The organism is Shimazuella sp. NTD248 (assembly GCF_059510395.1).
This window is the reverse complement of record NZ_JCAJZT010000009.1, coordinates 72,256-98,329: the sequence shown is the minus strand read 5'-3', so window position 1 is coordinate 98,329 and position 26,074 is coordinate 72,256. Positions and strand designations below refer to the sequence as shown.

Below are 26,074 nucleotides of genomic sequence, written 5' to 3'. Positions count from 1 at the left end.
CCATCTTTTCATTTTCTTCTGAAAAAACTAGCGAGCTTGGCGTTCATCTGACATTATGCGGTAAGAAGGAGTGAAAAAAGATGGCGCGAGTAGTAGGAATCGATTTAGGTACAACATACTCTGCGATCTCAATCGTTAACCAATATGGAAAACCTGAAGTATTGACAAACCGTGAAGGAGAGAGAATTACCCCTTCCGTTGTTTTGTTTGATGGAGATGATCCGATTGTAGGAAGCATCGCAAAGCGATCTGCGGTGGCCAATCCTTTTAATGTTATTCAGTTTGTAAAAAGACAAATCGGTGATAAAGGCTGGAAATTTCGCACAGAAAATTCCGAAGTATATACCCCAGAAGAAATCTCTGCTATGATTCTTCGTCGCTTGAAAGAAGATGCAGAGACATTATTAGGGGAAAAAATTGAAGATGCTGTTGTTACTGTGCCGGCTTATTTTGATGACGCACAGCGTAAGGCCACACAAGATGCTGGACGAATCGCAGGAATCAATGTTTTACGTATTATCAATGAGCCAACTGCAGCTGCACTTGCATATGGATTAAACAAAATGGACGAAACCCAGACCATTCTTGTTTACGATCTTGGTGGAGGTACCTTTGACGTTACCATCATGCACTTGAGCCCAGAAGGCCTAAAAGTATTGGCTACTGGTGGAGCGAAGAGTTTAGGTGGTTTTGATTGGGACAATGCAGTTATGGAGTATCTCAATGATCAATTTATCAAAGCTGGCGGAGTAGATTTATTAGAAGATCCAATGCTAGAACAAGATCTTCGAGATAAAGCAGAAATTGCCAAGAAAACGCTATCTTCCAGAGAACGCACGAATGTATTCCTATCTGCTAACGGTGTGAACGTGACAATTCCACTCACCCGCCAAAATTTTGAAGAAGTAACCCACCATCTCCTAAAACAAACTCAGAAAATAATGGAATTTGTATTAGAAGATGCTGATTTGGGTTGGAATGATATCAATCGTGTTCTTCTAGTTGGTGGATCAACTCGAATGCGTGCTGTTCCTGAATTGATTGAACGAGTTACTGGATTGAAGCCTTCACTTGATGTCAATCCTGATGAAGTTGTTGCACAAGGTGCCGCCATTCAGGGAATGATCTTGATGTTGAAGGAAGGACGTCATGATTTTGTTGACAACCATGCTTTCCCAATGGTGGAAGTTCAAGATGTTAACTCTCACAGCATGGGTGTTGTCGCATTAGATGAAAGTGGCAATGAAGTAAACTCTATTGTATTGAAGAAGGATACTGCAATACCTACCCGAGTAAGCAATCATTATACCACTACAGTGGATCAACAAACCCAATTACATATTCAAGTGACAGAAGGTGAAGATGTAGACCTCGATTATGTGAAAATAGTTGGGGAAGGTATGATTGATCTTCCTGAATACCCAAAGGGTGCTCCAATCGAAGTTATTTTTGAATATGATAGTGATGGGATTATTCATATTTCTGTCATTGATTCCACTGCAGGTACATTACTTGGCGAGTTAGATATTGAACGTACTTCCAACTTGACAGAAGACGAAGTACTAGAGAAACAAAAACGTGTTGCCAAATTGGCAATAAGCTAACTGCCTAAAAAGGATATTTTCAACATGGAGAACTACTATCGTTTTTTAGAGCTCTCCGCAGATGCATCTTCGGAGGAGATTCAAAAACTCATCCATCATCAAGTCAGATTGTGGAGTGCTCGTACAAATGCTTCTCATATCAATCGTCGACAAGAAGCAGAACAGATGTTAAGCAAATTAGAGATGATTGAAGCCATTCTACTTGATAAAGAAAAAAGAGAAATATATGATAGACAGCTTCGAGATCATCCTATTGGCTGGCCCGAAAAAAAAATAAGCGAAGCACTTGAAGAAGGGTTTCGGTTATTGAAAGCAAATCAACCGGAAGATGCGCTGTTTATTGCTATTAAAATGACAGAGCATATACAAGACAGGGCAGAAGCTTGGATACTACTTGGACAAGCTAGATTTGCTGTAGGTGAGAAACAGGAAGCTATAACAAACTTGATTCAGGCATGCGAATTAGCACCAAATAATGCGGAATACTCTTTTTTGTTGGGGCAAATGTATCAATCTTGCAACCGATTATCACGAGCAGAAGAAGCATTTGAACATGCTATCTCATTAGAACCTACTGAAATGAAGTATCAATACCAATTGGGGTCTCTCTATATACAACATGGTAACTTCAAAAGTGGTCTACAATTGCTTGAGAAAAGTGTGGAGCGAGAGCCTAAAAATAATACATACAAAAAGGAATTAGTACGCGCATATTTAGACATTGCTTTTAGCACTTGGAAAGAAGTAGGGGAAGGTCATGATCAGTTAGATCCTGGTTACTACCCAACCTCTCAAGCAGATGTAACGATGGCTTATATTTATGTGAAGCGTGCTTCAGCATTAAGTGTCAAAGACAAAGATTTGATTGCCCAAATCAAAGAATCTCGATCATTGATACGAAAGCGCGAAGGGAGACAATTCACGGGAAGTTGGTTGTTTGCGCTTGTTAGTGCTGCTGAATTAGTTCTCATTCAACAATACAATCCTAGTATGATAAACGTTTCATTGATCGGTCTCCTACCGCTCTTATACATTTTTGCTACTTTTACACCACGCTATCGAATTTATCAATGGGCAGTTATGGGTAAGAGCACACGAACAGATTTTGGTTATTTGCTAGAGGTTGTTCGCTTAAAATTAAAAGGGTTTGGAATTATTATTATTCTACTATTTGCCATCCTGCCTTTTATATATATGGTCAATCCTGTCTACTTTGTTATAGATCATCCATTTTTCAGGAATATAAACTTTTATTTCTATCTTGTAAATTATGTATTATCGATTGTATTGATCATTAACTTATATCGTAACTATGTTCGAAAGCCTACATGAGCTAGAGGGAAACCTCTAGTTTTTTGTTTGAAATTTGAAACGGCTGAGGGAATTTCTGTTCTAGTTTTAACTCATTTTGGGAAATTGGAACTAGGCTTTTTCCGTACAGAAGTAAAAAATGAAAAGTGATATTTGCGACATAAAAATTGGGTTCAAGAAGGTGAGTGTGTTATTCTTATTGATGTGGAAGCTGAGTGGCTTAAAACTGCTTACGGTCATGTCAGCCAAAAAAATGATATCTGGTAATTTTCGCAATCCTACTTTCATAAACATTATTGCAAAATTAGTGCCAGAAATTTAGGGAGTTATACGCATGAACCAAGCTCGTATTTTGCAAGCAGTAGGAATAACATTTGTCAGTTTGTTACTGGGAAGTGTGGTAGTAGGTTCGATTATGTCCTATAAAGGAGTATCACCGTTACATCTTACAAATGAACAAATCATCGCATATTTTTTGCCGATTCAAGTGTTCGGTCAATTTGTGATGGGGTTTTGGTTAGGGCGAAAGGTAGGGGGACGTGCAAGCCATCTGTTCTCTCATGTTTATTTAGCAAATATCGTATTGTTTATGTTCCTTGTACTGTTCGGTTTCATAGTTGGTCAAAATGCGTTTTGGTTTACTGCCTTTGCACCTCTAGTAGCCTTGATTCTCTGTATTCCATCATTTCCTTTGGCGCTTTTGGTGCGCCGTAAATAAAGGATTTTTTATACGATAAAAAAAGGAGGTGCGACCATTAATTATGGTAATGCTTCCTTTTTTCTTAAGGTGTATAGATATCGTATTTATTTAAATGCTTTTTTATACTGAGAGGGGAGCATCATTTTTATAACTTTTTAAATGGAGGAGAGGCAGTGAAATTAAATCGGTTGCGCATTTTGCAAGCTGGTGGTTTAGGAATGATCATTATGTTTCCATTGGAGTATCTAGCTGGACTTTTCTATTCTGTTTTTGATTTACAGCTTGATCCTTATATTGTTGACCTTACCAGTACTTATTATCGGTCAAGTTGCCGTTGGATTTTGGATTGGAAAATATGTGGATACACAGTTGTTTTTTCATGTTTTCCTCGCAAATATACTGATTGTCGTTCTGAATTTGATAATTAACTATGTCGCCTATGGTGTTCTTCATAATAATCCAAGTGCTGCTCTAGTTGTTTCTGTTCTTTTGGTTTGGCCCACAGCGATAGTGGTAAGGAAGAAGCGGCTTCGAAGTAGTAAATTTAGGTAGAGAAAAAGGTCCCATCAGGACCTTTTTTAGAGATTACTTTTTACTTAAGTTAGAAGTTGCTTCTTGCTGTCCCTTCTCTAGATTAAGTTTCCATAATAGTGAAATTCCGATGACAAAAAAGATCGCGAGTGAGAGAATACCAAATCGACTAGACCCTGTTAATTGTCCCGCCAGACCAAAGACAAATGGTCCAAAGATTGCGGAAAATTTTCCTGATAGACCATAGAAACCAAAAAATTCGGCGTTTCTTTCGGCTGGGACTAGTTGGCTATAGATGGAACGAGATAGAGCTTGACTACCTCCTTGTACCATTCCTACTAGGATAGCGAGAACATAAAAGTGAAAAGAGGTGGTCATTCCATAACCGAGAATGACAATGAACAAATATATAATAATTGTGGTGATCAAGGTGCGTTTACTGCCAAACCATCCAGCGAATTTTCCAAATAATAATGTGAAAGGCAATCCAACAAATTGGGTTATGAGCAGAGCTAGAATGAGATCACTTGTACCAATCCCAATTTCCCTTCCATAAATAGTGGCCATCTTAATAATGGTATTGATTCCATCGTTAAAAAACCAGAAGGCAATTAAAAAACGCATGAGTTCTGGGTATTTTGGCAGTTGCCTAATGGTTTGGATTACCTGCCGGGTACTATTTTTACTCAGTTGGAAGAAGCTCTCTGTTGATTTTTTTTCTTTTTCTTTTACATGTCTGAATATGGGAAGGGAAAAGAGGAACCACCATACACCAACAGATGCAAAAGCAATCTGAGTTGCAGATATTGACGTTAATCCAAACCAATCGGGTTTCTGAATAAAGACAAGTTGCAGTGCCAATAATACACCACCACCGATATATCCAAGGGCATATCCGCGACTAGACACCATATCGCGATCTTTTTCCTCCGCTATCTCTGGCAGGAAAGCATCATAAAAAATGTTACTGCAGGCAAAGGCTAAAGACCCTATAATCACTAGTACAACTGCCCATCTCCATTCACCTTCATCAATTGTAGCCATCAGTAGTGATGAACCGATTCCCAAGTAGGTGAAAAAGCGGAGAAATTGCTTTTTTCGTCCTGCTCGATCAGCAATTGAACCAAGGATAGGAGATAAGAGAACGAGTAAGACTAAAGAAATGGATTCCGTATAACCCCAGTAAGCAGTAGCAGTTGTCTTTGATAAGCTCTTAGCAGCAACATCTGAAAAAAAGATAGGCATTACAGCTGCAATCATGGTAGTGGCAAAAGCAGAGTTAGCCCAGTCATACCATATCCAAGCACGTACAACTTTTTTGTCCATCATGTTCCCCCTTAAAAGTTCCGATCTCAAAATAAAAAACTGTTACTAATTCAGAATGAAAATAAATGAAAAGTAGGGTTGTAATGATCACAAAAGATTCACTATCATTATTATAAGAATTTTGCAGGCAGTTGCGATATAGCAGGCAGAGAAAACTATAAATTATATTGTTCAAACAGAAAATAGCAGCATAATTGTTATATTTTTACATCATTATATGATTAATTTTACATAACTGTCCTGCCATATATTTGCAAGAATTAGGATAGCCTGATGATATAACGAAAATGACATTCATCCTTAATGATACTTCATGTTACAATAGGGGATATGAAAAATGTCCGCTTGATAGAGTGAGGGGAAGTTATGCAGATAAAACAACAAGGAGAGCGAATAAAACGAAGTTACCAAGTAATCAGTGTATTTCCATTTGTTGATGGTGTTCTGTATTACACAACTTATGATTCGTTTGATCCTGAAGAAGTACCAACACGTTTTATCCATGCAATACAATTGCAATCTGAACCAAATGAAGATACGATTGCGAAATTACCTTTGAGAAATGAACGTATTTTTGTACCGTTGCAAGAAGTCTTTGTAGAAGATGGAGTGCTTTATCAAGTATTTGAGAAAATGGAAGGGAACCTGTTAGGGATTTACCTTTATCAAAACGCTCCACTTGCATTAGGAGAAGTTTCTCAGATCACGAAGACAATTGCTGATCACTTAATGGAGTGCGAGTCCCAAGGTGAATTTGCCCTTATTGATCCCCAAAACATGGTCATCGATGAAGATGGTACTATTCGTTTCTTGTACGGTGGACCTACTTCTGTATTACCTTCGGAAAAGGAAAATGTATACAGCGAAGCGGAGTTGGCAAACCAACTTGGTGAGTTGTTGTTTTTGATGTTGACAGGAGAAAATATAGAGCAGCACAAAAACAAGATGAGACCACTGCGATCGCTTCGGTCTGATGCTCCAGTTGAATTAGAGTCTTGGATAATGAAGAGCGTCTCACCAGATCCAGTGATGCGACCACCTTTACATGAATTGTGGAAGTGGGCTCATGAATTTGGTGGTAAGAAGCCCAAAGGGATTGATGCTCTAAAAGATGAGCAGAAAAAAGCTGGCAATACATTGGTAGACAAGTTTTTTACTGGACGTTCAAAGCTCGCTTCTTTTGGTGTCAATAAAACAAAAAATGATGCGGAAAGCACAGTAAAACCAAAGAAAAAGTTACCTGGATGGTTGACGTGGGTTGCTGTTGGGATTGTTGCTCTATTGTTTTTAGCACGCTTGATTGTTACAACGGGTCCAGATATTACCCCTTTAGTAGAAGCGAAAATTGTACAGGAAGTCGAACAAAATCCAAACAAAGCTGTCAGTTTGTATAATCAATCTGTAAAGGCATATGAGAAAGGCGATATCGATAAAGCATTGACATTTGCAAAACAAGCCTTAGCAATGGATACAGAGAGTAAACAGTATTATGTGCACCTGGCTAATCTCTATGGATTGAAAAAAGATTATAAGTCAGGCGTTATCGTGATGAATTCAGCAACTGCTTATTTTACAGATGATGCGAAGTTGTTTGATCAGCTTGCTGTTTTTAATTATTATGTACGTGATTATCCAAGTGCAAAAACAGCAATTGATAAAGCTGCAGAGCTAGATGAAAAAACTGCTAGTATTTACTATCATCGAGGGAAAATCTACAATATTTTAAAAGATAGTAACACAGCTGTAGAGAGTATGAAAAAAGCAGTTGCACTAGCTCCAAAAAATGCAGTGTATTTTCATGAATTTGCTATTATTCAATTACAAGCTAATAATATAGAAGCTGCAGTGGAAAATGAGAAAAAAGCAGTTAAGTTGAATGACAAGAGTATCGAGTATCATATTTCTCTTGGACTTTTATATTTAAAACAAAGAGATGAAAAACTTCGAAATCAAAGCTTGAGAACCGATGTAAAGGCGAAACAACTCAAGGAGCTACTCAATCTAGCTTTTGATCAATTTGTCGCTGTAAATCAAATCGATGATACAAATGCAGAAGGCTTTTATTACAAGGCTCGAGCTTACTACATAAATGGTAAGACTCATCCTAGCAGCTATAATTCTGCAATTGTAGCTTCACAAAAGGCAGTGGTTCGTGATCCTAAAGTTGGGAAATATTCTTACCAGCTAGGAGTTTGCTATATGGCAGTGAAGAACAAACCTGCAGCGGTTGCAGCTTTTCAAAAAGCTCTCCAATTAGAACCGAGTAACCGCCTCTACCAAAATGGACTATCAAGTGCTCAGGCAATGAAATAGTTTGCCAGAAAGGAAAGGTAAAGTGCGTGTGAAGCTACTAGGCTTAGCTATTTGTTCTTTATTTTTATTCTCACACCCTGTTGTATATGCTGCTACTACTATTGTAAAAGTTAAAACTCCTTTCTTGGAAATGCAACCTGCTTCTATTGAACTGTCCCTGATGGAACCTAAGGTTGGACCAGGAGGAGAAGGAGAACTAACGATTAATATAACTGGTGAGTAAAAGGTGGATCTCCATGCGACATGTAATTTCTAGTACACAATTTACCAGAGAAGATCTAACATCTCTGTTTGTTCTTACATCTGATATCAAAAAAAATGCCAGTCGCTATCAGGATTCACTCCGTGGTAAAGTGGTGGCTACTTTGTTTTATGAACCGAGTACACGTACTCGGCTTTCTTTTGAGTCTGCTATTCAGCGACTAGGGGCAAGTTTAATAAGTACCGAAAATGCGAAGGAAGTTTCTTCTTCTGTAAAAGGAGAAAGCCTTGCAGATACCATTCGGATTGTGGAAGGATACGCGGATGCGATTGTTATGCGTCACCATGAAAATGATGCAGCAGCGGAAGCGAGCAGAGTAGCTTCTGTCCCCCTTATTAATGCAGGAGGGGGATCAGGTGAACATCCCACCCAAGCATTACTAGATGGTTACACCATATTTGAACAGCGATCATCGCTAGACCATCTGTCTGTTGCGGTGATTGGTGATTTGAGATATGGCCGTACCGTTCATTCTTTGGTGAAAATATTATCTTTATTTAAGGGTTTAACGATTTATGGTGTAGGATTGCCGGGTTTAGAACTAAGTGATGATTATATTCAGTATATGGAGGATCATGGTGGGCGTTTTATTGCATGTTCTTCTTTAAGTGATATACCAAGTGATGTAGATGTACTTTATCAAACGAGAACGCAGAGAGAAAGAATGCCAGCAAGTGAGGGAAAGGTAAAAGAAATGGTCATTGATAGACATGTGTTGAGTCGTTTTAGTTCTCATACGATGGTGCTTCATCCGCTTCCTCGTAACCAAGAGATCGCCCCTGATGTAGACGGGGACCCTCGTGCTCTATATTTTAGACAGGCAAAAAATGGTATGTGGATTCGGATGGCTTTACTCTATTCATTATTGACAGAAGACCGCTAACTTTTTGTTAGCGGTCTTTTTTCGAATACCTATTGAACTGTCAACGATTGCTCGGTATGGTCGTGTATTTTCCCTTTTTCGACATGTAACTTTACATGATAGGTTCCAGGTGTTTTAAAGTGATAAGTACTATAGTATTCACCGGGTTTTGTTTCCGCGACATCTGTAAAATCGTGGTTGCTTTCACCTTCTTTCCAGATTTCAAACTCTACATTTGCATCTGTTAAGGCCTGATTGTTTTGGGCGATATGCCCGAAGAGTTTGGTACTCTGCCCACTTTTGGCGTTAGAAGGTAGCTGGATATGCATCATCAATCCGTTATCTCCACTATGATGACTCTGTTCTTTATTTGATGATTCGCCAATTGTAAAAGTCTCCGAAATCATTTGATGCACCTGTGGGGTTGTTGCATGGACAATGACATTATAATTACCCGCGATAGGATAAGTATTTGTGATGGTATAGGTTCCTTCAGCCGTTCGTTTTGTTTTTAGCATGGAATGATTTTTTGCTCCTGTATTCCAAATCTCAAATTCGACATTCGCATCATTCACAGGTTTATTGTCTCCAGTTACCTTTGCCGACAGCGTAATTGGTTGATTTGGGACTGGTTTTGTTGGTTGTACTTCAAACTGAAGTGAGATTGAGGCAGGTGCACTTGGAGGTGTGGAAGTGGAAGATGGTGAAGTACATCCACTGACCAAAAACAATCCCAATGACAGCATCCATCCTATTTTCTTCAACGTTAGAACCCCTTTGTTTCTTTTTGTAATATTACGTATAAACATCTTGATTCCAATTTTTACATAAAGCGTCCTTATTATTGTAAAAAACAGAGGAACAAAAAACATCCCTCATAAGAGCTATTTTCACGTATTGCCTCCCATAAATCCTTGTTCATAGGCATAACGAGTCAGTTGTACTCGATTATTCAGGTGTAATTTTTGCATAATATTTTTGAGATGATTTTTAACAGTGTGTTCGGAGATAATCAGTTCATTTGCGATTTCTCGATTGCTCAGTCCTTGGGCGACCCTTGTCAATATCTCTTGTTCCCTTGGAGTCAACAAATGGTCATTCGTTGATTTTACTCCGGTGAATTCGGCTAGGATTCGATTGGCGATTTCTTGAGGCATTGGGGCTGTATCGGTTGCCAATGCATGTAAGTAGGATAGCCAAATGGTCGGATTGAGGTTTTTCACGAGGTACCCTTGGGCACCGTTTTTAATTGCTTCAAACAAATTGGTAACATCATCGGAGACCGTAACCATAACGATTTTAACATACGGAAATTGTTCCTTTACTTGGCGTGTTGCTTCCAGACCGTTTAAGCCTGGCATATGTATATCCATTAAAATCATATCTGGCATGAGTTGCTCTGTCAGAAGTAAGATTTCATCTCCGCGTTTCGCTTCTCCAACAATGATAAAGCGGTCATCTTCCGAGAGAATCATCCGCATGGCTTTACGGGCATGTTCATGATCATCAGCGATTAAAATTCGATAATTCATCTTTTAAAGCTCCCTTTTCCAAACATGAACGATGGTTTTGTTTTTTTCCCGCGAGAAAGAAAATTTCGCATCGCACTCTTCCGCACGTTCCTTCATGATACTAAGACCAAACTTATTTGCCGATTGTAATTTTTGTTCATCAAAACCTGCACCGTTATCTTCTACCTTCAAATTCCAACTATCCTCTGTGGAAGATAATTCTATCCATACTGTTGTAGCAAATGCATGTTTTCGAATGTTCGTCAGTGCCTCATTGACGATTGCTATTAGTTCCCAGCCTTCTTTTTGGGAGAAGTGGCTGTCTTGAAACTGGAAATTATAGTGAACATCGATTCCTGTATCCAAACGAAATTGTTCGATACTTGTTTGAAGCTGTGCCGATAAGGCTAATTGGTATTCTGTTTTGAGGGTGTGGATGGATCTTCGTACATATTCTTGGATATGGTGCAAGCTATGTTGCAGTTCCCTCCATTGCTCATGAGGAGCGATTGCTTTTAATTTTTCTACTTGCACAGAGGAGAGAAACAAAGTTTGAGCGATTCCATCATGGAGTTCACGGGCTATCCTCTCTCTCTCGGCCATGAGCTGCTTGCTTTCCCGCTCTTGTTTTAGCTGCTTTGATAAATGTTCATAGGCTTGAAAGAGCGGATTGAGGAAGGCGATGGTAATCAGGAAAATAATGATAGGAGAGAGCCAATTTCCAAGATCCATGGAAACATGAGGGAGCAGGATCGTGTGGCGGAGATATTCCCATACTCCAATCGTCAGGGTAGGGATAGAGAGGATAAGCCATTTAATTTGTTTGGTAGACATAGTAATTCAGCCCTTTATAGAATTGAGAGTGAGAAAACCCACGGTTGAATCGTGGGATGGAAACGAGGATTGGATGAGAGGGTTCAGCACTCTCTCATCCAACACTATTTTAAAAAAATATATCTACAAACATACATTCTGCTGATAAACTATCATCAATTACAAATTTTGGATAGTTTGAAATGCGAAAACCAAGCAGTAGGGCTATTCTATGCTGTAATGGAACCGTGGGGCTCACGGGGTTAGTTTGGTAATGAAGTAGTCATCAGACTACCGTCCCAAGAATCCTTCGGCTTTAGCCGTATGGTGTGCCAAAAAAAATTCCATTCTATCATAACGGATTTGTTTTCCTTTATCTACTTTAAAAAGCCGACGGCCGGGTATCTACCTCAGATACCCGGCCGGTCACTTCATCTCGCATCGAGAGGCTGTCGATACGCTTGTTCGAACAGCTCACTGATAAGCGGGATGAGTTCATGGAACGAGAAGAGATCTTGCATGTAGGTTCTCTCTGCGTTTTCGAGTTCTTCTCTTGGAGTAGAAGGTGGTGTCTTCTCTCGTTGCAGTTCCTCTTGTACTTTTTGTAGCTTTTCTTCTGTCTCTGTGGTGAGGCGTTCCAATTCCTCGATAGCTTCAAGGAAGGAATCTTTGATAGGGGGTTTTTCTCCCCGCAGATCCTCACACAGAATAGCAAATTTCGGGAACCGACTACGAGGGAGTCCACTTCTCACAAGCAGATTGTGGTGAACTTGAGGGAGCTCTTCTGTTGAAAGCGCATTCGAAGAAATCAGCATACTAACCTCTATTCTCTTCTAACGATTCCACTATTCTTATTATACGCAATACCTATTACCACGAATAGGGAAAAAATTTTTCTATGTTTAATACTTTTTTGTATAAAAATATACTAATAAAGGATAATGGTAGGAAAGAAGGAGAGTGGGAGTATGTATGATGTTTTATACCCCAGCTATTGGATTTTGACGGAGCGATTGTTCATGGCTGCATTGATGGGTGGGTTAATCGGCTGGGAGAGAGAGTTAAACCATTCTCCAGCAGGTTTTCGTACCCATATATTGGTTTCGGTAGGTTCAGCTTTGATCATGCTCATTTCGATCTATGGATTTTCTGACTTTGTCCATCTTCCTCACTTTACTTTTGATCCTTCGCGGATCAGTGCCCAAGTTGTCAGTGGAATTGGCTTTTTGGGGGCTGGAACTATTTTGCGACAAGGAGTTACGGTGAGCGGTCTGACTACAGCAGCTTCACTTTGGGTAGTAGCAGCTGTCGGCCTTTCAACGGGAGCTGGTTTTTACTTTCCATCAGTCATTACGACATTGATCGTATTTATTGGACTCATTATCCGCAGATGGCTGGATCGGATGTTTTGGAACCAAAAGACGAGAGCTGTATTAGAAGTTTGGACAGATAATGACGTTTCTCGTTTGAGTGAGATGGTAAAGATTATCGGAAAAAGCAAAAGTATCTCTATTAAAAAGCTTCGAATTGAAGAAGATGGTCATGATGCTTCAAAGATCACTTTTACAATTAAAATAAAAGGAACGAACTTAGATGCCGAGTTGTTGGAAGAATTGCAGCATATGGAAGGAATCACTCGTGTGGAGCAAATTTATTGACGTTGAGAACCTTTGTATGGAGCGGTTTAGAGCATTATTCTTTATTGACCAGTAAATTGCGAATAATGTAAGATGAAGTTAAGATTTACCGACCGTGTGCGTTTGCACCTAACCCGAGGAGTATCCCTCATGTTCAGCAACCCCAACCTCAAAGCTGCGCTCGCCGAGGCCAATAAGCTCAAGGATGGTATCCAGCAGTACATCTGGTGGCTCGAAGGGACGATCAAGGCAGGCGAGAAGCTGGGCGAGATGGCCCAGTCCATCGGCGTGCAGATGGTCGTACCGACGGTGTCCATCGAGACGCCCAAGGTCACGGGACTCAAGGCCGCCAAGCCTAAGGTCGCGGGACTCAAGGTCGTCGAGCCCAAGGCCACGGGACTCAAGGCCGTCGAGCCCAAGGCCACCGAGCCGAAGGCAGCCGAGCCGAAGGCCACCGAGCCGAAGGCAGCCGAGCCGAAGGCCACCGAGCCGAAGGCCACCGAGCCGAAGGCAGCCGAGCCGAAGGCAGCCGAGCCGAAGGCCACCGAGCCGAAGGCAGCCGAGCCGAAGGCCACTGAGCCGAAGGCCACTGAGCCGAAGGCCACCGAGCCGAAGGCCACCGAGCCGAAGGCAGCCGAGCCGAAGGCAGCCGAGCCGAAGGCAGCCGAGCCCAAGGTCACCGGACCCAAGCCCGGTCCCAAGCCGGCGAAGAAGCCCGAGGTCAAGCCCGTCGACGAGACAGATCTGCCCGTGGAAGTCAAGATCCGTCGCGAGAAGATCAGGCGGGGGGAGCACGGCCAGTGGAAGACCGTGGTGGAGATTCTCTCCCAGATGGAGTTCTACAAGGATCTCCTCACTCCCCAGCAGATGGAGGATCTCTTCAAGGGTCTCCCGGAGGAGAATCAGGAGGAAGTGAAGGCGATCTGGGACGGACAGAAGGTCACCAAGTCGGGATCGAAGCCCGTCCCCCGTCCGAAGCCCACTCCCGCTGACCTGAAGAATCAGGGGAAGCGGATCGTCGTCTCTCAGGACAAGCCCAAGCCCCGAAAGTTGGACTATCTCCGTCTGAACCACTTCAAGAAGCTCTTCAAGGATCTGGCGGAGATCAGGTACAGGGAGCTGACCGAGGAGGAGTACGCGGAGATTGAAGGGAATCACACTTTGCAGGCCGCGAGGATGATTCTCGATGGTGAGGAAGAAGAGTTCACTCCTGCTGACCGGCGGCTCTTTGAGGACAACGAGTACCTGCAGGAACTGTTGGCGATCAGGGAGAAGTCCGCTTCTTCCCTGGAAATGCCCAAGGAAGCGCGCCAGCCCAAGGCCCGTCCCGAGCTGCCCCTGATGGAGCGGTTCGAGAAGAACGACCCGACCCTCACCTACGAGCAGATCAGCTCGCTGAGGAGGAGCGGGCGGATCAACGGAGCAAGGGAGGAGCAGTACTACTTCTATCTCTTGGAGGAACTTAAGGGCGGCTCGTCGGAGCAGCAGATCGAGTCGCTGGAACAGTACTTCTTCGAGGTTCTGAAGAGGACCGAGAAGAACGACCTGATCCTCTCGGAGGATCAGGTCGATGCACTGGAGAAGTACTACGCCGGTCTCCTGAAGCGGAACGAGCAGAAGGACCGAACCCTCACCGGCCGGCAGAATGAGGCGCTGAAGAGGTACTACTCCTACTTCCAGAAGCGATTCGAGCAGAAGGACCCGACCCTCACCGGGGAGCAGATCCAGAAGTTGGAGAAGGTCGGCCGGGTCAACCGGGATCAGGTGGACGAGTACCTCGACGCTGTAAAGGTTGCTGCCTAGGAACCGCAACTCCTCACATCGCACGCACACGGTCAAACCCCTCCGGCTTATTGCCGGAGGGGGGGCGCTGATCGCTTTCGAGCAATCTGCTGCCCCCGTGCGAATAATAATGAACTTTTATATAGATGATGGAAAAACGAGTTAACCCGAGCGGGTTAGCTTTTTTTGTATATTTGTCAAAAAATAGACCCAAAATAAGAAAAAGCATTGCCATTTTGGATAGTTGGTGTATAATAATATCGTAAGGTCAAAGTTAGTCAAAGTCAGCAAGGGGGTGTCCGTGTGGGGAATATTTCGGACATCATCGAAAAATATCTACAACAGATGCTAGCAGCAAGTGACAGCGGGATGGTAGAGATCAAGCGAAGTGAATTAGCCGATGAGTTTCAATGCGTTCCTTCGCAAATCAATTATGTGATCAGTACCAGATTTACCGTCGAAAAAGGATATTTGGTAGAGAGTAAACGAGGTGGAGGCGGGTTTATTCGCATTCGCCGCGTGAGACTTCAGTCCCAAAAGGAGTATTTTGCTGATCTATTGCTTCATATCGGAGAGTCGATCCCTCAACTGACGGCAGAGCATGTTCTCAGTCGTTTAGTGGGAGATAAGCTGTTGACCGAGCGTGAAGCAGTTCTGATCAAAAGCATTATTTCCCGGGAAACACTCCAACTGCCACTTCCTATTCGCGATGAGGTAAGGGCCCGTATGTTGCGATCGATGATCTCCATTCTGTTTGGAAAGTTAGGAGGTAGATGAACTTGCTTTGTCCTGAGTGTGGAAAACGTCCAGCAACCCTCCATTATACGAAGATCGTAAATGGAGAAAAGACAGAAGCTCACTTATGTGAGGTTTGTGCACAGGAAAAAGGCGAGTATATGCCTGGATTTGACAATGGCTTCTCGTTTCATAATCTGTTATCTGGATTATTAAACTTTGATATGGTATCAAGTGAATCTCCCAATATTGCACAGCAGACCGTTCCAAGATGTGCGACATGTGGGTTAACGTATAATCAATTCAGTAAAATAGGGCGGTTTGGCTGTAGCGATTGCTTTGAAACGTTTCGTGATCGTTTAGATCCGCTTCTTCGTCGTATTCATGGGTCTACCACTCACCATGGTAAGTTTCCAGAACGTACAAAAGGCGAACTAAAAATCAAAAAAGATCTAGAAAAACTTCGTGAACAACTCGTTCGATCAATAGAGTTGGAGGAGTTCGAAAAGGCAGCACAACTTCGAGACCAAATTCGTTCGCTACAGGAACGGCTCTCGGAGTAAGGAGGCAATAAGAAATGTCGTTAAATCAATTTCTTGAAAATGCTGTGAGTGGATGGATGAAGGTAAAAGGTGCTGAGTCTGATGTGATCTTCTCCAGCAGAGTTCGCATAGCACGTAACTTAGCGCAAATGCCATTTCCGATGCTCAGTACCGCCTCCCAATTGGAAGAAGTGACTCATCTCATTAAAGAAGCATTGACCAAAGATGATATTCCAGAGATTTTGGAGAATGCGGAACTGATTGAAATGGCAGACTTGACCGAACTTCAAAAGCGAGTTTTGGTAGAAAAACACTTGATTAGTCCTCACTTGGCAGAGGAATCTACATCTGGAGCAGTTCTCTTTAGTCAAGATGAGTCTGTCAGTATTATGGTGAATGAAGAAGATCATATACGAATTCAATGCTTATTTCCTGGTTTTCAGTTAGAGAAGGCTTGGAAGTTGGCATCTCAAATAGATGATTGGTTAGAAAAGCATGTGACTTTTGCTTTTGATGAACAGTGTGGATATTTAACCAGCTGTCCTACTAATGTTGGTACTGGAATTCGTGCATCCGTGATGATCCACTTGCCAGCTTTAGCGATGACTGGGCAATTAAATCGATTTATTCCTGCAATTACCCAAGTGGGCTTAGCAGTACGAGGGATTTATGGAGAAGGAAGCGAAGCGTTAGGCAACTTGTACCAAGTATCCAACCAAGTGACACTTGGTCAGTCGGAAGAGGAAATTATCGATAAATTGCAAGGCGTAGTACGCCAAATGATCGATCATGAAAAACAGGCTCGCGATAGATTGCTCGGTATGTCTTCGATCCAATTGGAAGATAGAGTTAACCGTTCTTTTGGAATACTAGCTCATGCCCGAATTATTGACTCCAAAGAGGCGATGAGACGTCTATCTGATGTTCGCTTGGGGATTGATTTGGGCTTGTTGACAGGAGTTCCGTCATCTGTGATGAATGAATTAATGGTATTGATCCAGCCAGGATTTTTACAGCAATATGCAGGTGAAAAATTAGGTGCGGAAGAACGAGATGTTCGCCGAGCTGACTTAATTCGGGAAAGAATTGGAATGGAAAGAGAGTAAAAAGATAAATAGAAGAGGTGAAGCGATATGATGTTCGGACGATTTACTGAACGAGCACAAAAAGTGCTTTCTTTAGCACAAGAAGAAGCAGTTCGTCTCGGTCATACCAATATTGGTACGGAACATATTCTGTTGGGACTGATCCGTGAAGGGGATGGCATTGCAGCTAAAGCATTGGTTGCACTTGGGCTTGGCATGGAAAAAATTCAAAAAGAAGTAGAAACACTTATTGGACGCGGAAGCGGTCAGCCAACAAGTATCGCTTATACACCAAGAGCGAAAAAAGTAATCGAGTTATCTATGGATGAAGCTCGTAAACTCGGTCATACGTATGTCGGCACGGAACATATTCTCCTCGGCTTGATTCGTGAAGGAGAAGGAGTTGCTGCAAGAGTACTTAACAACCTTGGTGTTAGTTTGAACAAGGCACGTGGCCAAGTTTTACAATTGCTCGGGAGTACAGAGACAGTTTCATCTCATCAAGGAGGGACACAAATGAGTGCCAATACACCTACATTGGATAGTTTGGCTCGTGATTTGACCCAGTCCGCTAGAGAGAGCAACCTAGACCCGGTAATCGGTAGAAGCAAAGAGATTGAGCGTGTGATCCAAGTGCTGTCTCGTCGAACCAAGAACAATCCTGTACTCATCGGGGAGCCTGGAGTAGGGAAAACGGCTGTTGCAGAAGGTTTGGCTCAGCGCATCGTCGAAGGGGATATCCCTGAAACACTCCGTGGCAAACGAGTGATGACACTCGATATGGGTACAGTAGTAGCAGGAACGAAGTATCGTGGGGAATTTGAAGATCGTCTCAAAAAAATTATGGATGAGATTCGTCAAGCAGGCAATATTATTCTCTTCATCGATGAATTGCACACTCTGATTGGGGCAGGTGGAGCAGAAGGGGCGATCGATGCCTCCAATATCTTAAAACCAGCATTGGCACGGGGAGAACTTCAGTGTGTAGGTGCGACAACACTTGATGAATATCGTAAATATATTGAAAAAGATGCTGCATTAGAGCGTCGTTTCCAACCGATCACCGTTGATGAGCCTTCGAAAGAAGAAGCTATCCTTATTCTCCAAGGACTTCGTGATCGTTATGAAGCTCACCACCGTGTGAAAATTACGGATGAAGCGATTAAACAAGCTGTTAAACTTTCAGATCGTTATATTACTGATCGTTTTCTGCCAGATAAAGCAATTGATCTGATTGACGAAGCAGCTTCTAAAGTTAGACTTTCTTCCTATACGGTTCCCCCAGAGTTAAAAGAATTGGAACAACGGATGGAAGAAGTGAAGAAAGAAAAAGATGCTGCTGTTCAGAGTCAGGAGTTTGAAAAAGCAGCTTCCCTACGAGATAAGGAACAAAAGCTTCGGGAAGAATTAGAAACAACTCGAAACCGTTGGAGACAAGACCAAGGAAAAACAGATTCAGCTGTTACAGCAGAAGATGTTGCCGATGTGGTGGCAAACTGGACTGGTATACCAGTAGTAAAATTGGCAGAAGAAGAGACAGAAAGATTACTCAAAATGGAAGACATCTTGCATAATCGAGTGATTGGTCAAGAAGAAGCTGTAGTTTCTGTAGCGCGTGCCATTCGTCGCGCTCGCGCAGGCTTAAAAGATCCCAAACGTCCAATTGGTTCTTTTATCTTTCTAGGACCTACAGGAGTAGGGAAAACCGAACTTGCTCGTGCACTTGCAGAATCGATGTTCGGCGATGAAGATGCCATGATTCGGATTGACATGTCTGAGTATATGGAGAAGCATTCGACTAGCCGTCTCGTTGGATCTCCTCCAGGGTATGTAGGTTATGATGAAGGTGGACAGTTGACAGAGAAAGTTCGGCGTAAACCATATTCGGTTGTCCTCTTTGATGAAGTTGAAAAAGCACATCCAGAAGTATTTAATGTGTTACTTCAAGTTTTAGAAGATGGTCGTTTAACCGATAGCAAGGGTCGTACTGTTGACTTTCGTAATACTATCATCATTATGACGTCAAATGTCGGTGCATCCACGATCGGAAAAAATACGAAACTTGGTTTTACAGTCGGGGATAATAGCAAAGATGAGTACGAACGGATGAAACAAAATGTGATGGAAGAATTGAAAAAAAGCTTCCGTCCAGAGTTTTTAAACCGGATCGACGATGTGATTGTGTTCCATTCCTTAAAAGAAGAGCATCTTAGTGAGATTGTAAACCTGATGTCAGAAGAACTTAGAAAACGTCTTGCAGAGCAAAATATTCACGTAGAGATGACTCCTGAAGCAACGAAACATTTGGCAAAAGAAGGTTTTGATCCTGCATATGGGGCACGTCCACTACGCCGTGCTATCCAAAAACATGTAGAAGATAGACTTTCAGAGGAATTGCTAAGAGGCAACATTGTTCGGGGAGATAAAGTAACAATTGATCTGAAAGATGGCGAATTAGTCGTTGAAAAAGCAAATGTTAGTACAACGTAAAAAAGCGGCGTAAAGCCGCTTTTTTTTCTATAAAAGAGAGGTTGCTGAAAATCATCGGTAAGTATGATAGATTTAAAAGAGAATCATATTTTTAATAAATGATAGTATTTTTATTTTAAATATAGATCTGCAAATTTAGAGTCATATTTAACTGGATCAAATTCTATTAATTCATATGTAGCCAAGTCAAGAGAATGGAATGGGTCCTTTGCGATGATAGCTTCGACCTTGGATCGATCAGCAGTAGCAAATACAATTACCCCACCAGTTTGATCTGTCTTTCGTCCTGAAACGATTAATTTGCCTGTTCTATACAGTGTGTCTAAATAATCACGATGGGCTTGAACATGACTATTTATTACATCAATAGGTCTTTGGTAGTGTAAATGTGCAATAAACATTTTTTCATTCCTCCTTTGGTTTATATTTATAGTTTATCTCACCCATCGTTATTTTTAAAAGCATCATGTGTTTGGTGTTTTGACAACTCCATATGGCTAAAGCCGTTGGATTCTTGGGATGATAGCCTCATGACTATTTATTACCAAACTAATCCCGCGTGCACCTCGGTTTAAATATTTTGATTTCTTCTTTGCCGCGAACAACTTGGTTTTCGTCTGGGCGACTAGACATATATTACCATACGAATGTTTGTTTGCAAATTTGCTTTTTTCAAAGATTGGACTGGTGAAAGAAAATTCTTTCCCCTCGCCTAACGCTCGCTTTCACCCCACGATTTAGCTCACAATGCTATAATGATTAACAAAAGATGGGACAAGGAATGAATCAATTTGGCAAAAAGCAAAAGTGTATTTGTGTGCGGTGAATGTGGTTATGAATTACCGAAGTGGATGGGGCGTTGTCCGGGTTGTGGTGTATGGAATAGTTTAGTTGAGGAAAAAGTGATAACAGGTGGAAACAAGCAAACGAAGAGTAGAGAGAGTAGAAAGTCGAAAGAAAAGGCTATACCCATTACGAAAGTTGAGAAATTAGAAACACCTCGTTATGATACTCACATGAGGGAGTTAAATAGAGTACTAGGAGGTGGATTGGTTCCAGGGTCTATGGTGTTAGTAGGCGGCGACCCAGGTATTGGGAAGTCTACTCTGTTGTTACAGTCTACTCATCTTTTAGCCGATGGCGGCATGCCAGTTTTGTATGTCTCTGGGGAGGAATCGATGGAACAAATACGACTTCGGGCCGAGAGATTGGAAGCATTGTCTGATCAATTATTGATCGCTGCGGAGACAGATCTACTTGCTATTGAAACACTAGTAGATGAGAGTTCTCCAAAATTGGTTGTAATTGATTCTATTCAGACGATGTATCATCCAGAGATCACTTCTGCACCTGGAAGTGTTTCGCAAGTGAGAGAATGTACAAGCCAATTGATGCGCCTTGCGAAAGAGAAGCGAGTTACCATTATTATTGTAGGGCATGTGACCAAAGCAGGGGCGCTTGCTGGACCGAGAATGTTGGAACATATGGTAGATTCTGTTCTCTATTTTGAAGGAGAGAGACATCATACATATCGGGTGCTGCGAGCAGTAAAAAATCGTTTTGGGTCTACCAATGAGATCGGTGTTTTTGAGATGAAAGAGACAGGATTGGTGGAAGTAGGAAATCCATCGGAATTATTTTTGGCAGGGCGTCCTGTAGGAGTACCTGGTACGGCAGTGGCCGCTAGTATTGAAGGAACAAGACCAGTGTTAGTAGAATTACAGGCCTTAGTTACACCTACGAGCAATGCAATTCCAAAAAGGATGGCGACAGGCGTCGATCATCACCGCGTGAGCATGATGTTGGCAGTGCTTGAAAAAAGATTAGGTTTCTCGCTCCATCAGCAAGATGTATTTTTAAATGTTGTCGGCGGGGTAAAACTGGATGAACCTGCGATCGATTTAGCGATTGCTTTAAGTCTTGCTTCTAGTTTTCGTGATCGTCCAATAGGGGTAGATTATTTATTTATTGGGGAAATAGGCTTGACAGGAGAAGTACGAGGCGTCAGTCGAATCGAACAACGGGTTGCCGAGGCATGGCAAATGGGCTTTTCAAATGTTATTATTCCAGAAAAAAACATGCGTGGATGGAATCCACCAGAAGGAATTGCACGAATTGGAGTCAAAACATTGAAAGAAGCATTGGAAGTCGCATTGGGAGGGTAAATAAGTTGCGAGAGGAAAAAACAGCACATATTGATGATATGTTAACGCTAATAGCACCAGGTACTGCTTTTCGAGAAGGTTTGGATAATATATTAGGAGCGAAAACTGGTGCTCTCATTGTGATGGGTTATGATAACGCAGTTGCAGATATTGTAGATGGTGGTTTTCATATCGATTGTCCATTTTCATCTGCATTTTTATATGAATTGGCAAAGATGGATGGTGCGATTATTTTATCCAATGATGGAAAACGTATTTTGTATGCAAACGCGCAACTCGTCCCCAGTGCTACACTCCCCTCTACCGAAACGGGAATTCGTCACCGAACAGCACAGCGAACTGCTAGACAAACTGGTAAGTTGGTGGTGTCTATCTCTCAACGTCGTAATACCATTACATTGTATAGAGGAACCGTACGCTATTCGTTAAAAGATATTCGTGTCATTCTAACAAAGGCTAATCAAGCAGTACAGACACTGGAAAAATATAAATCTGTTTTAGATCAAGCGACTACCAATTTAAGTGCTTTGGAGTTTGAAGAATTAGTTACATTAGACGAAGTGACGAATGTCCTGCAACGAATGGAGATGGTTCTTCGCGTAAAGCGTGAAATTGATAGTTATATCCATGAATTAGGAACAGAAGGTAGACTCATTCGCATGCAATTGGATGAATTGATGGGCAATATGGAGCAGGAAGCATATTTACTGGTAAAAGACTATGCCCTTGATCAGGAACAGCACCATCCGAAAAATGTTTTTGCTTCCCTTAAACAATTAACAGCAGATGAGTTATTGGATCATCAAGGAGTAGCTAAGCTGCTGGGTTATACAGGTCCACTCAATTTGCAAGAAGAGTCTGTATCTGCTAAAGGGTATCGGATATTGGGAAAAATCCCTCGCATTCCTAGTACGGTAATACAAAAATTAGTAGAGCGATTTGAAGTGTTGCCACAAATTATGCTGGCAACAATGGAAGAGTTAGACGAAGTAGAAGGAATTGGGGCTGTCCGAGCAAAAGCTGTACAAGACGGTTTAAAGCGAATTCGCAGTCAGGTGTTTATTGACCGCCATCTATGATTTTATGCAGATTTGTGTTTAAAATTGAATATTTTGGTGAATGTGATAAAATGTCTTTATGTATGTGGGAAAGGGATAGAATGTTTTTGTCTAATCCTTATACATGAAAGATATTTCAGAGTCTAAAGTTTAAAGCTTGTTTCATCTCATTTATCCATATACTTTAACCAAATGCTCTAATGAATTGAATTTACTATCACTAGTAGAAATAGCAGTTATAAAAAGTAGAGAGTTTTGGGAAGAATAAATTCCTAACTCAAAACAAATTTAAGAAAAGGAGGTGAAATCCTGCTACTTTAGGAAGATGTCTTCCTCCCTAAGGAATAAACTTTTTGATTTAGTGCTTATTTTGAAAAGGCATTTTTCTTTGTTTTTTAGTAGCAGGCACTATGTTCGCAAGAGTTTTACCCAATCTATTTACAGTGGGAAATTTATTTTTAGGAGTCATGGCTATTCTATTAGCGATGAATACTCACTGGGAATATGCGGCTATCACAGTTATTATCGGTATGTTGCTAGATGGTTTGGATGGTAGAGTAGCTCGTATGTTAAACACACAGAGTGAATTTGGTAAAGAACTGGACTCATTATCTGATGTTATAACTTTCGGGATTGCCCCAGCAATTATTATGTATGTTTCTGTTTTAAATGGTTTTGGAGCGCAGGGATGGTTTATAACTGCGATATTTCCTATTTGTGGAGCACTCAGACTCGCTCGTTTTAATGTTCAGACGGGACCAAAAGGGTATTTTATTGGTTTGCCGATTACTGCAGCAGGTGGAATACTGGCTACCATGGCGCTGTATGATAAGTATGTGGATAATCACTATATTATGGTGTTTGGGATGTTATTTTTATCTTACTTGATGGTCAGTCAAATCAAGTATCCAGCATTTAAGAAAATGAAAACACCAAAAGCATTTCTATGGATTTCAGCTATATTTGTTGTTGCTATTGCAATTGCTGCTATTTTTTATCCAGCAGAATTACCGCTCGTTATCTTTGTACCACTTGCTTTCTATGCTCTTTACGGATTGAAAAAATCAATTACGAAGAAACGGCAAAACAAAAATGAAGAGCCTGTCGAAGATTAGGATATCAGCTTGTCGACACTAGAGGTCGACAAGCTTTTTTGATTAGAAATATCTGCTAACGCAAATGGGAGAATCTCCATATAATCTCCAAGATTGTTTGCTAAACTAAACGGAACTCATAGGTATCTGAGCTCTTCCTGTTTGAATGAATTGCTCTAGATTGTATGTCGAACTTAGCCCATACTCTCATTTATTTTTAGAAATGAATTACAAAATAGAATGCAAATCGCTTTTAATGCTCTGATTTAGGGTTTTTCATAAGGTGATGTGAAATGTTCCTTTTCCTTGTGGGAAAAATCATAAAAAAATCGTTGACGCATTCTAATTAGTGTGCTAATATGTTCTATTTGTTTCGATTTGACATAGGGCCCGCTTTGTGATATCTTGGAAATAGACATTGTCTGTGGAGGTGGCCCAATTGTTCAACATAGGTGACAAGGTGGTTTACCCAATGCATGGAGCTGGAGTTATCGAGTCAATCGAAGAGAGAGAAATTTTGGGTGAACGTCAACAGTATTATATTATGCGGATGCCGATTGGGGATATGAAGGTAATGGTACCACTCAAAAATGTGGATTCCATCGGTTTGCGTGAAGTAATTGATGATAACACCGTAGAGCTCGTCTTGCAACGTATGAGACAGTTTGAAGATGATGACACAACAAACTGGAACAGAAGATTCCGCGCAAATTTAGATAAAATGAAAACAGGAGACATCTATGATGTTGCTGAAGTTGTTCGTTCTCTCATGAAAAGAGATGGCGAAAAAGGTTTGTCTACTGGTGAACGAAAAATGCTAGACAATGCAAAGCAAATATTGATCAGTGAGTTTGTTCTTGCAAAAGATTTAGAAGAAGAACAGGCCTTTGAATTAATAGACGGAGCAATGACCAACCAGGAGCAACAATAAAAATTTTTCGTGTCTTTTTCTGAAAAGTATAGACTTCAAGTGCTTTTTTCTTTAAGGTTAGTTAGGTTCGGTCTGTGTCTGAAGATCAAGGGAAATGTATTTTACAAAAATAAATTTTCTTGGATTCGATTATTCTGACTACGATTTGTTTATAATGATAACAACTAGAGTTGATAAGAGAGGGGGTGAAGCCCCATGATGAAACGTTTCGTACAACTCGCCTTCGCACTTGCTGGAGCATCTGCTGGATATTACTTAGGACCAAAGTTGTTCGGGGTGCTTCTCAGGTCTCCTCTTAATTTTGGCGAAGTTCCTGTACCGCATTTGATTGGAGCTATTCTTGGGGCAATCATTCTATTTGTGGCAGCCATTTGGTTGGCTGACCCTATTGTATCATGGATTAAATGGGTTGAGGAAAGACTAGTAAAGATTCCTGCGGCAGATGGACTTTTTGGTGCGCTTGGTCTCATCTTTGGACTTATAATTGCTTTCTTAATTCAGCAGCCATTGTCTTCACTGCCTATACCTGGAGTGTCACGAATATTACCTTTTGTGCTATCCGGTTTTCTCGGCTATATTGGTTTTCGTGTAGGTTATAAAAAGCGTGATGAACTAATTACTGTTTTTACTTTAGGAAGACAATCTAGAGATAAAGCAAAACAAAGAGAAAAGCAAGGATCAGCTATACAAGAACACAAAATCTTAGATACGAGTGTCATCATTGACGGGAGAATTGCAGATATTTGCCGTACTGGATTTTTAGAGGGCACGCTCGTAATACCTGGTTTTGTATTGGAAGAGTTACAGCATATAGCTGATTCATCAGATTTGTTGAAGCGAAATCGAGGTCGCCGCGGTTTGGACATCTTGAATAAGATTCAAAAGGAATTGGACGTAAAAGTGATGATTTACGAAGGTGATTTTGAAGATATTCAAGAAGTAGACAGTAAACTAGTGAAGTTGGCGAAAGTACTTGGTGGTAAAGTAGTTACCAATGACTTTAACCTCAATAAAGTTTGTGAACTGCAAGGTGTTAAAGTATTAAACATTAATGATCTGGCAAATGCAGTGAAACCTGTTGTTTTACCTGGTGAAGAGATTCATGTACAAGTCATCAAAGATGGGAAAGAACATGGTCAAGGGGTTGCTTACCTAGATGATGGTACGATGATTGTAATTGAAGGTGGACGTGAGTTTATTGGTGATGAAATTGATGTCTTAGTTACCAGTGTACTTCAGACTTCAGCAGGTCGTATGATTTTTGCTAAACCGAAGTTATTAGAACGTGCTTTATAGCCCAGTTAGCATACTGGGCTTGTTTT

General features: G+C 41.3%; 24 protein-coding genes. 18 read left to right on the top strand and 6 right to left on the bottom strand.

Going from position 1 to position 26,074, the window contains the following annotated elements:
• Window positions 1-80: 80 nt before the first annotated feature.
• The 4 genes from AC5WOE_RS17605 to AC5WOE_RS17590 all read left to right on the top strand — a co-directional run bounded on the left by AC5WOE_RS17605 (window position 81) and on the right by AC5WOE_RS17590 (window position 4,043).
• Window positions 81-1,604, top strand: coding sequence for an Hsp70 family protein (locus AC5WOE_RS17605; RefSeq protein WP_496051174.1), 1,524 nt, complete (start codon window positions 81-83; stop codon window positions 1,602-1,604).
• A gap of 24 nt (window positions 1,605-1,628) precedes the next feature.
• Window positions 1,629-2,936, top strand: coding sequence for a tetratricopeptide repeat protein (locus AC5WOE_RS17600; protein ID WP_496053151.1), 1,308 nt, complete (start codon window positions 1,629-1,631; stop codon window positions 2,934-2,936).
• Between the two features lie 313 nt (window positions 2,937-3,249).
• Entirely contained in the window at window positions 3,250-3,633 is a 384-nt protein-coding gene (locus AC5WOE_RS17595) for a hypothetical protein (protein WP_496051176.1), read from the top strand.
• 155 nt (window positions 3,634-3,788) lie between these two features.
• The gene (locus AC5WOE_RS17590) at window positions 3,789-4,043 is read left to right on the top strand and encodes a hypothetical protein (protein ID WP_496051177.1); all 255 of its coding nucleotides are present in this window, start codon (window positions 3,789-3,791) and stop codon (window positions 4,041-4,043) included.
• A gap of 157 nt (window positions 4,044-4,200) precedes the next feature.
• On the opposite strand, the gene AC5WOE_RS17585 is transcribed toward AC5WOE_RS17590, so the two are convergent.
• Window positions 4,201-5,472, bottom strand: a complete 1,272-nt coding sequence (locus AC5WOE_RS17585) for an MFS transporter (protein ID WP_496051178.1) — start codon at window positions 5,470-5,472, stop codon at window positions 4,201-4,203.
• Window positions 5,473-5,838: 366 nt separating this feature from the next.
• On the opposite strand from AC5WOE_RS17585, the gene AC5WOE_RS17580 reads away from it, so the two are divergent.
• Genes AC5WOE_RS17580 through pyrB form a run of 3 tightly spaced genes read left to right on the top strand, consistent with a single transcriptional unit; the run spans window position 5,839 to window position 8,930 of the window.
• On the top strand, window positions 5,839-7,785 hold the full coding sequence (locus AC5WOE_RS17580) for a tetratricopeptide repeat protein (protein WP_496053150.1): 1,947 nt from the start codon (window positions 5,839-5,841) through the stop codon (window positions 7,783-7,785).
• Between the two features lie 22 nt (window positions 7,786-7,807).
• The gene (locus AC5WOE_RS17575; protein ID WP_496051180.1) at window positions 7,808-8,008 is read left to right on the top strand and encodes a hypothetical protein; all 201 of its coding nucleotides are present in this window, start codon (window positions 7,808-7,810) and stop codon (window positions 8,006-8,008) included.
• A gap of 13 nt (window positions 8,009-8,021) precedes the next feature.
• A complete protein-coding gene (gene pyrB, locus AC5WOE_RS17570) occupies window positions 8,022-8,930 on the top strand; it encodes an aspartate carbamoyltransferase (protein WP_496053149.1) in 909 nt (302 codons plus the stop codon).
• A gap of 29 nt (window positions 8,931-8,959) precedes the next feature.
• Here pyrB and AC5WOE_RS17565 read toward each other — a convergent pair whose 3' ends face one another.
• From AC5WOE_RS17565 to AC5WOE_RS17550, 4 genes are all read right to left on the bottom strand, one after another.
• The gene (locus tag AC5WOE_RS17565; protein ID WP_496053148.1) at window positions 8,960-9,673 is read right to left on the bottom strand and encodes a FixH family protein; all 714 of its coding nucleotides are present in this window, start codon (window positions 9,671-9,673) and stop codon (window positions 8,960-8,962) included.
• 126 nt (window positions 9,674-9,799) lie between these two features.
• Window positions 9,800-10,441 carry a response regulator gene (locus AC5WOE_RS17560; protein WP_496051183.1) on the bottom strand — a complete coding sequence of 214 codons (642 nt, stop codon included), beginning with the start codon at window positions 10,439-10,441 and terminating at the stop codon, window positions 9,800-9,802.
• A 3-nt stretch (window positions 10,442-10,444) separates the two neighbouring features.
• On the bottom strand, window positions 10,445-11,254 hold the full coding sequence (locus AC5WOE_RS17555; protein ID WP_496051184.1) for a sensor histidine kinase: 810 nt from the start codon (window positions 11,252-11,254) through the stop codon (window positions 10,445-10,447).
• Between the two features lie 410 nt (window positions 11,255-11,664).
• Window positions 11,665-12,048 carry a hypothetical protein gene (locus AC5WOE_RS17550; protein WP_496051185.1) on the bottom strand — a complete coding sequence of 128 codons (384 nt, stop codon included), beginning with the start codon at window positions 12,046-12,048 and terminating at the stop codon, window positions 11,665-11,667.
• Window positions 12,049-12,201: 153 nt separating this feature from the next.
• Between AC5WOE_RS17550 and AC5WOE_RS17545 the strand changes: the two genes are divergently transcribed.
• The 6 genes from AC5WOE_RS17545 (at window position 12,202) to AC5WOE_RS17520 (ending at window position 19,504) form a co-directional block, all read left to right on the top strand.
• Window positions 12,202-12,891 carry an MgtC/SapB family protein gene (locus AC5WOE_RS17545; protein ID WP_496051186.1) on the top strand — a complete coding sequence of 230 codons (690 nt, stop codon included), beginning with the start codon at window positions 12,202-12,204 and terminating at the stop codon, window positions 12,889-12,891.
• Window positions 12,892-13,020: 129 nt separating this feature from the next.
• Complete coding sequence (locus AC5WOE_RS17540) at window positions 13,021-14,673, top strand: hypothetical protein (RefSeq protein WP_496053147.1); 1,653 nt, start codon at window positions 13,021-13,023, stop codon at window positions 14,671-14,673.
• Window positions 14,674-14,955: 282 nt separating this feature from the next.
• A complete protein-coding gene (locus AC5WOE_RS17535) occupies window positions 14,956-15,429 on the top strand; it encodes a CtsR family transcriptional regulator (RefSeq protein ID WP_496051188.1) in 474 nt (157 codons plus the stop codon).
• A gap of 2 nt (window positions 15,430-15,431) precedes the next feature.
• Complete coding sequence (mcsA, locus tag AC5WOE_RS17530) at window positions 15,432-15,950, top strand: protein-arginine kinase activator protein McsA (RefSeq protein ID WP_496051278.1); 519 nt, start codon at window positions 15,432-15,434, stop codon at window positions 15,948-15,950.
• 14 nt (window positions 15,951-15,964) lie between these two features.
• Entirely contained in the window at window positions 15,965-17,035 is a 1,071-nt protein-coding gene (gene mcsB / locus AC5WOE_RS17525; protein WP_496053146.1) for a protein-arginine kinase McsB, read from the top strand.
• Window positions 17,036-17,062: 27 nt separating this feature from the next.
• Window positions 17,063-19,504 (top strand): ATP-dependent Clp protease ATP-binding subunit, encoded by a 2,442-nt coding sequence (locus AC5WOE_RS17520; protein ID WP_496051190.1) that lies wholly within the window; start codon window positions 17,063-17,065, stop codon window positions 19,502-19,504.
• A 110-nt stretch (window positions 19,505-19,614) separates the two neighbouring features.
• On the opposite strand, the gene AC5WOE_RS17515 is transcribed toward AC5WOE_RS17520, so the two are convergent.
• Entirely contained in the window at window positions 19,615-19,905 is a 291-nt protein-coding gene (locus AC5WOE_RS17515; protein ID WP_496051191.1) for a YciI family protein, read from the bottom strand.
• A gap of 390 nt (window positions 19,906-20,295) precedes the next feature.
• Here AC5WOE_RS17515 and radA point away from each other — a divergent pair, with 390 nt between their 5' ends.
• The 5 genes from radA (at window position 20,296) to AC5WOE_RS17490 (ending at window position 26,048) form a co-directional block, all read left to right on the top strand.
• Window positions 20,296-21,669 (top strand): DNA repair protein RadA, encoded by a 1,374-nt coding sequence (radA, locus tag AC5WOE_RS17510; protein WP_496053145.1) that lies wholly within the window; start codon window positions 20,296-20,298, stop codon window positions 21,667-21,669.
• A 5-nt stretch (window positions 21,670-21,674) separates the two neighbouring features.
• Complete coding sequence (gene disA / locus AC5WOE_RS17505; RefSeq protein ID WP_496053144.1) at window positions 21,675-22,748, top strand: DNA integrity scanning diadenylate cyclase DisA; 1,074 nt, start codon at window positions 21,675-21,677, stop codon at window positions 22,746-22,748.
• 389 nt (window positions 22,749-23,137) lie between these two features.
• Window positions 23,138-23,842, top strand: a complete 705-nt coding sequence (gene pssA, locus AC5WOE_RS17500) for a CDP-diacylglycerol--serine O-phosphatidyltransferase (protein ID WP_496051194.1) — start codon at window positions 23,138-23,140, stop codon at window positions 23,840-23,842.
• Window positions 23,843-24,251: 409 nt separating this feature from the next.
• Entirely contained in the window at window positions 24,252-24,752 is a 501-nt protein-coding gene (locus AC5WOE_RS17495; RefSeq protein ID WP_496051279.1) for a CarD family transcriptional regulator, read from the top strand.
• A 195-nt stretch (window positions 24,753-24,947) separates the two neighbouring features.
• The gene (locus tag AC5WOE_RS17490; protein ID WP_496051195.1) at window positions 24,948-26,048 is read left to right on the top strand and encodes a PIN/TRAM domain-containing protein; all 1,101 of its coding nucleotides are present in this window, start codon (window positions 24,948-24,950) and stop codon (window positions 26,046-26,048) included.
• Window positions 26,049-26,074: the final 26 nt, after the last annotated feature.

Excerpts from the sequence above, each read along its gene's own strand:
- AC5WOE_RS17605 (WP_496051174.1), top strand. The coding sequence starts at position 81 with ATGGCGCGAGTAGTAGGAATCGATTTAGGTACAACATACTCTGCGATC.
- AC5WOE_RS17600 (WP_496053151.1), top strand. The coding sequence starts at position 1,629 with ATGGAGAACTACTATCGTTTTTTAGAGCTCTCCGCAGATGCATCTTCG.
- AC5WOE_RS17595 (WP_496051176.1), top strand. The coding sequence starts at position 3,250 with ATGAACCAAGCTCGTATTTTGCAAGCAGTAGGAATAACATTTGTCAGT.
- AC5WOE_RS17585 (WP_496051178.1), bottom strand. The coding sequence starts at position 5,472 with ATGGACAAAAAAGTTGTACGTGCTTGGATATGGTATGACTGGGCTAAC.
- AC5WOE_RS17580 (WP_496053150.1), top strand. The coding sequence starts at position 5,839 with ATGCAGATAAAACAACAAGGAGAGCGAATAAAACGAAGTTACCAAGTA.
- pyrB (WP_496053149.1), top strand. The coding sequence starts at position 8,022 with ATGCGACATGTAATTTCTAGTACACAATTTACCAGAGAAGATCTAACA.
- AC5WOE_RS17560 (WP_496051183.1), bottom strand. The coding sequence starts at position 10,441 with ATGAATTATCGAATTTTAATCGCTGATGATCATGAACATGCCCGTAAA.
- AC5WOE_RS17555 (WP_496051184.1), bottom strand. The coding sequence starts at position 11,254 with ATGTCTACCAAACAAATTAAATGGCTTATCCTCTCTATCCCTACCCTG.
- AC5WOE_RS17550 (WP_496051185.1), bottom strand. The coding sequence starts at position 12,048 with ATGCTGATTTCTTCGAATGCGCTTTCAACAGAAGAGCTCCCTCAAGTT.
- AC5WOE_RS17545 (WP_496051186.1), top strand. The coding sequence starts at position 12,202 with ATGTATGATGTTTTATACCCCAGCTATTGGATTTTGACGGAGCGATTG.
- AC5WOE_RS17540 (WP_496053147.1), top strand. The coding sequence starts at position 13,021 with ATGTTCAGCAACCCCAACCTCAAAGCTGCGCTCGCCGAGGCCAATAAG.
- mcsB (WP_496053146.1), top strand. The coding sequence starts at position 15,965 with ATGTCGTTAAATCAATTTCTTGAAAATGCTGTGAGTGGATGGATGAAG.
- AC5WOE_RS17520 (WP_496051190.1), top strand. The coding sequence starts at position 17,063 with ATGATGTTCGGACGATTTACTGAACGAGCACAAAAAGTGCTTTCTTTA.
- AC5WOE_RS17515 (WP_496051191.1), bottom strand. The coding sequence starts at position 19,905 with ATGTTTATTGCACATTTACACTACCAAAGACCTATTGATGTAATAAAT.
- pssA (WP_496051194.1), top strand. The coding sequence starts at position 23,138 with ATGTTCGCAAGAGTTTTACCCAATCTATTTACAGTGGGAAATTTATTT.
- AC5WOE_RS17490 (WP_496051195.1), top strand. The coding sequence starts at position 24,948 with ATGATGAAACGTTTCGTACAACTCGCCTTCGCACTTGCTGGAGCATCT.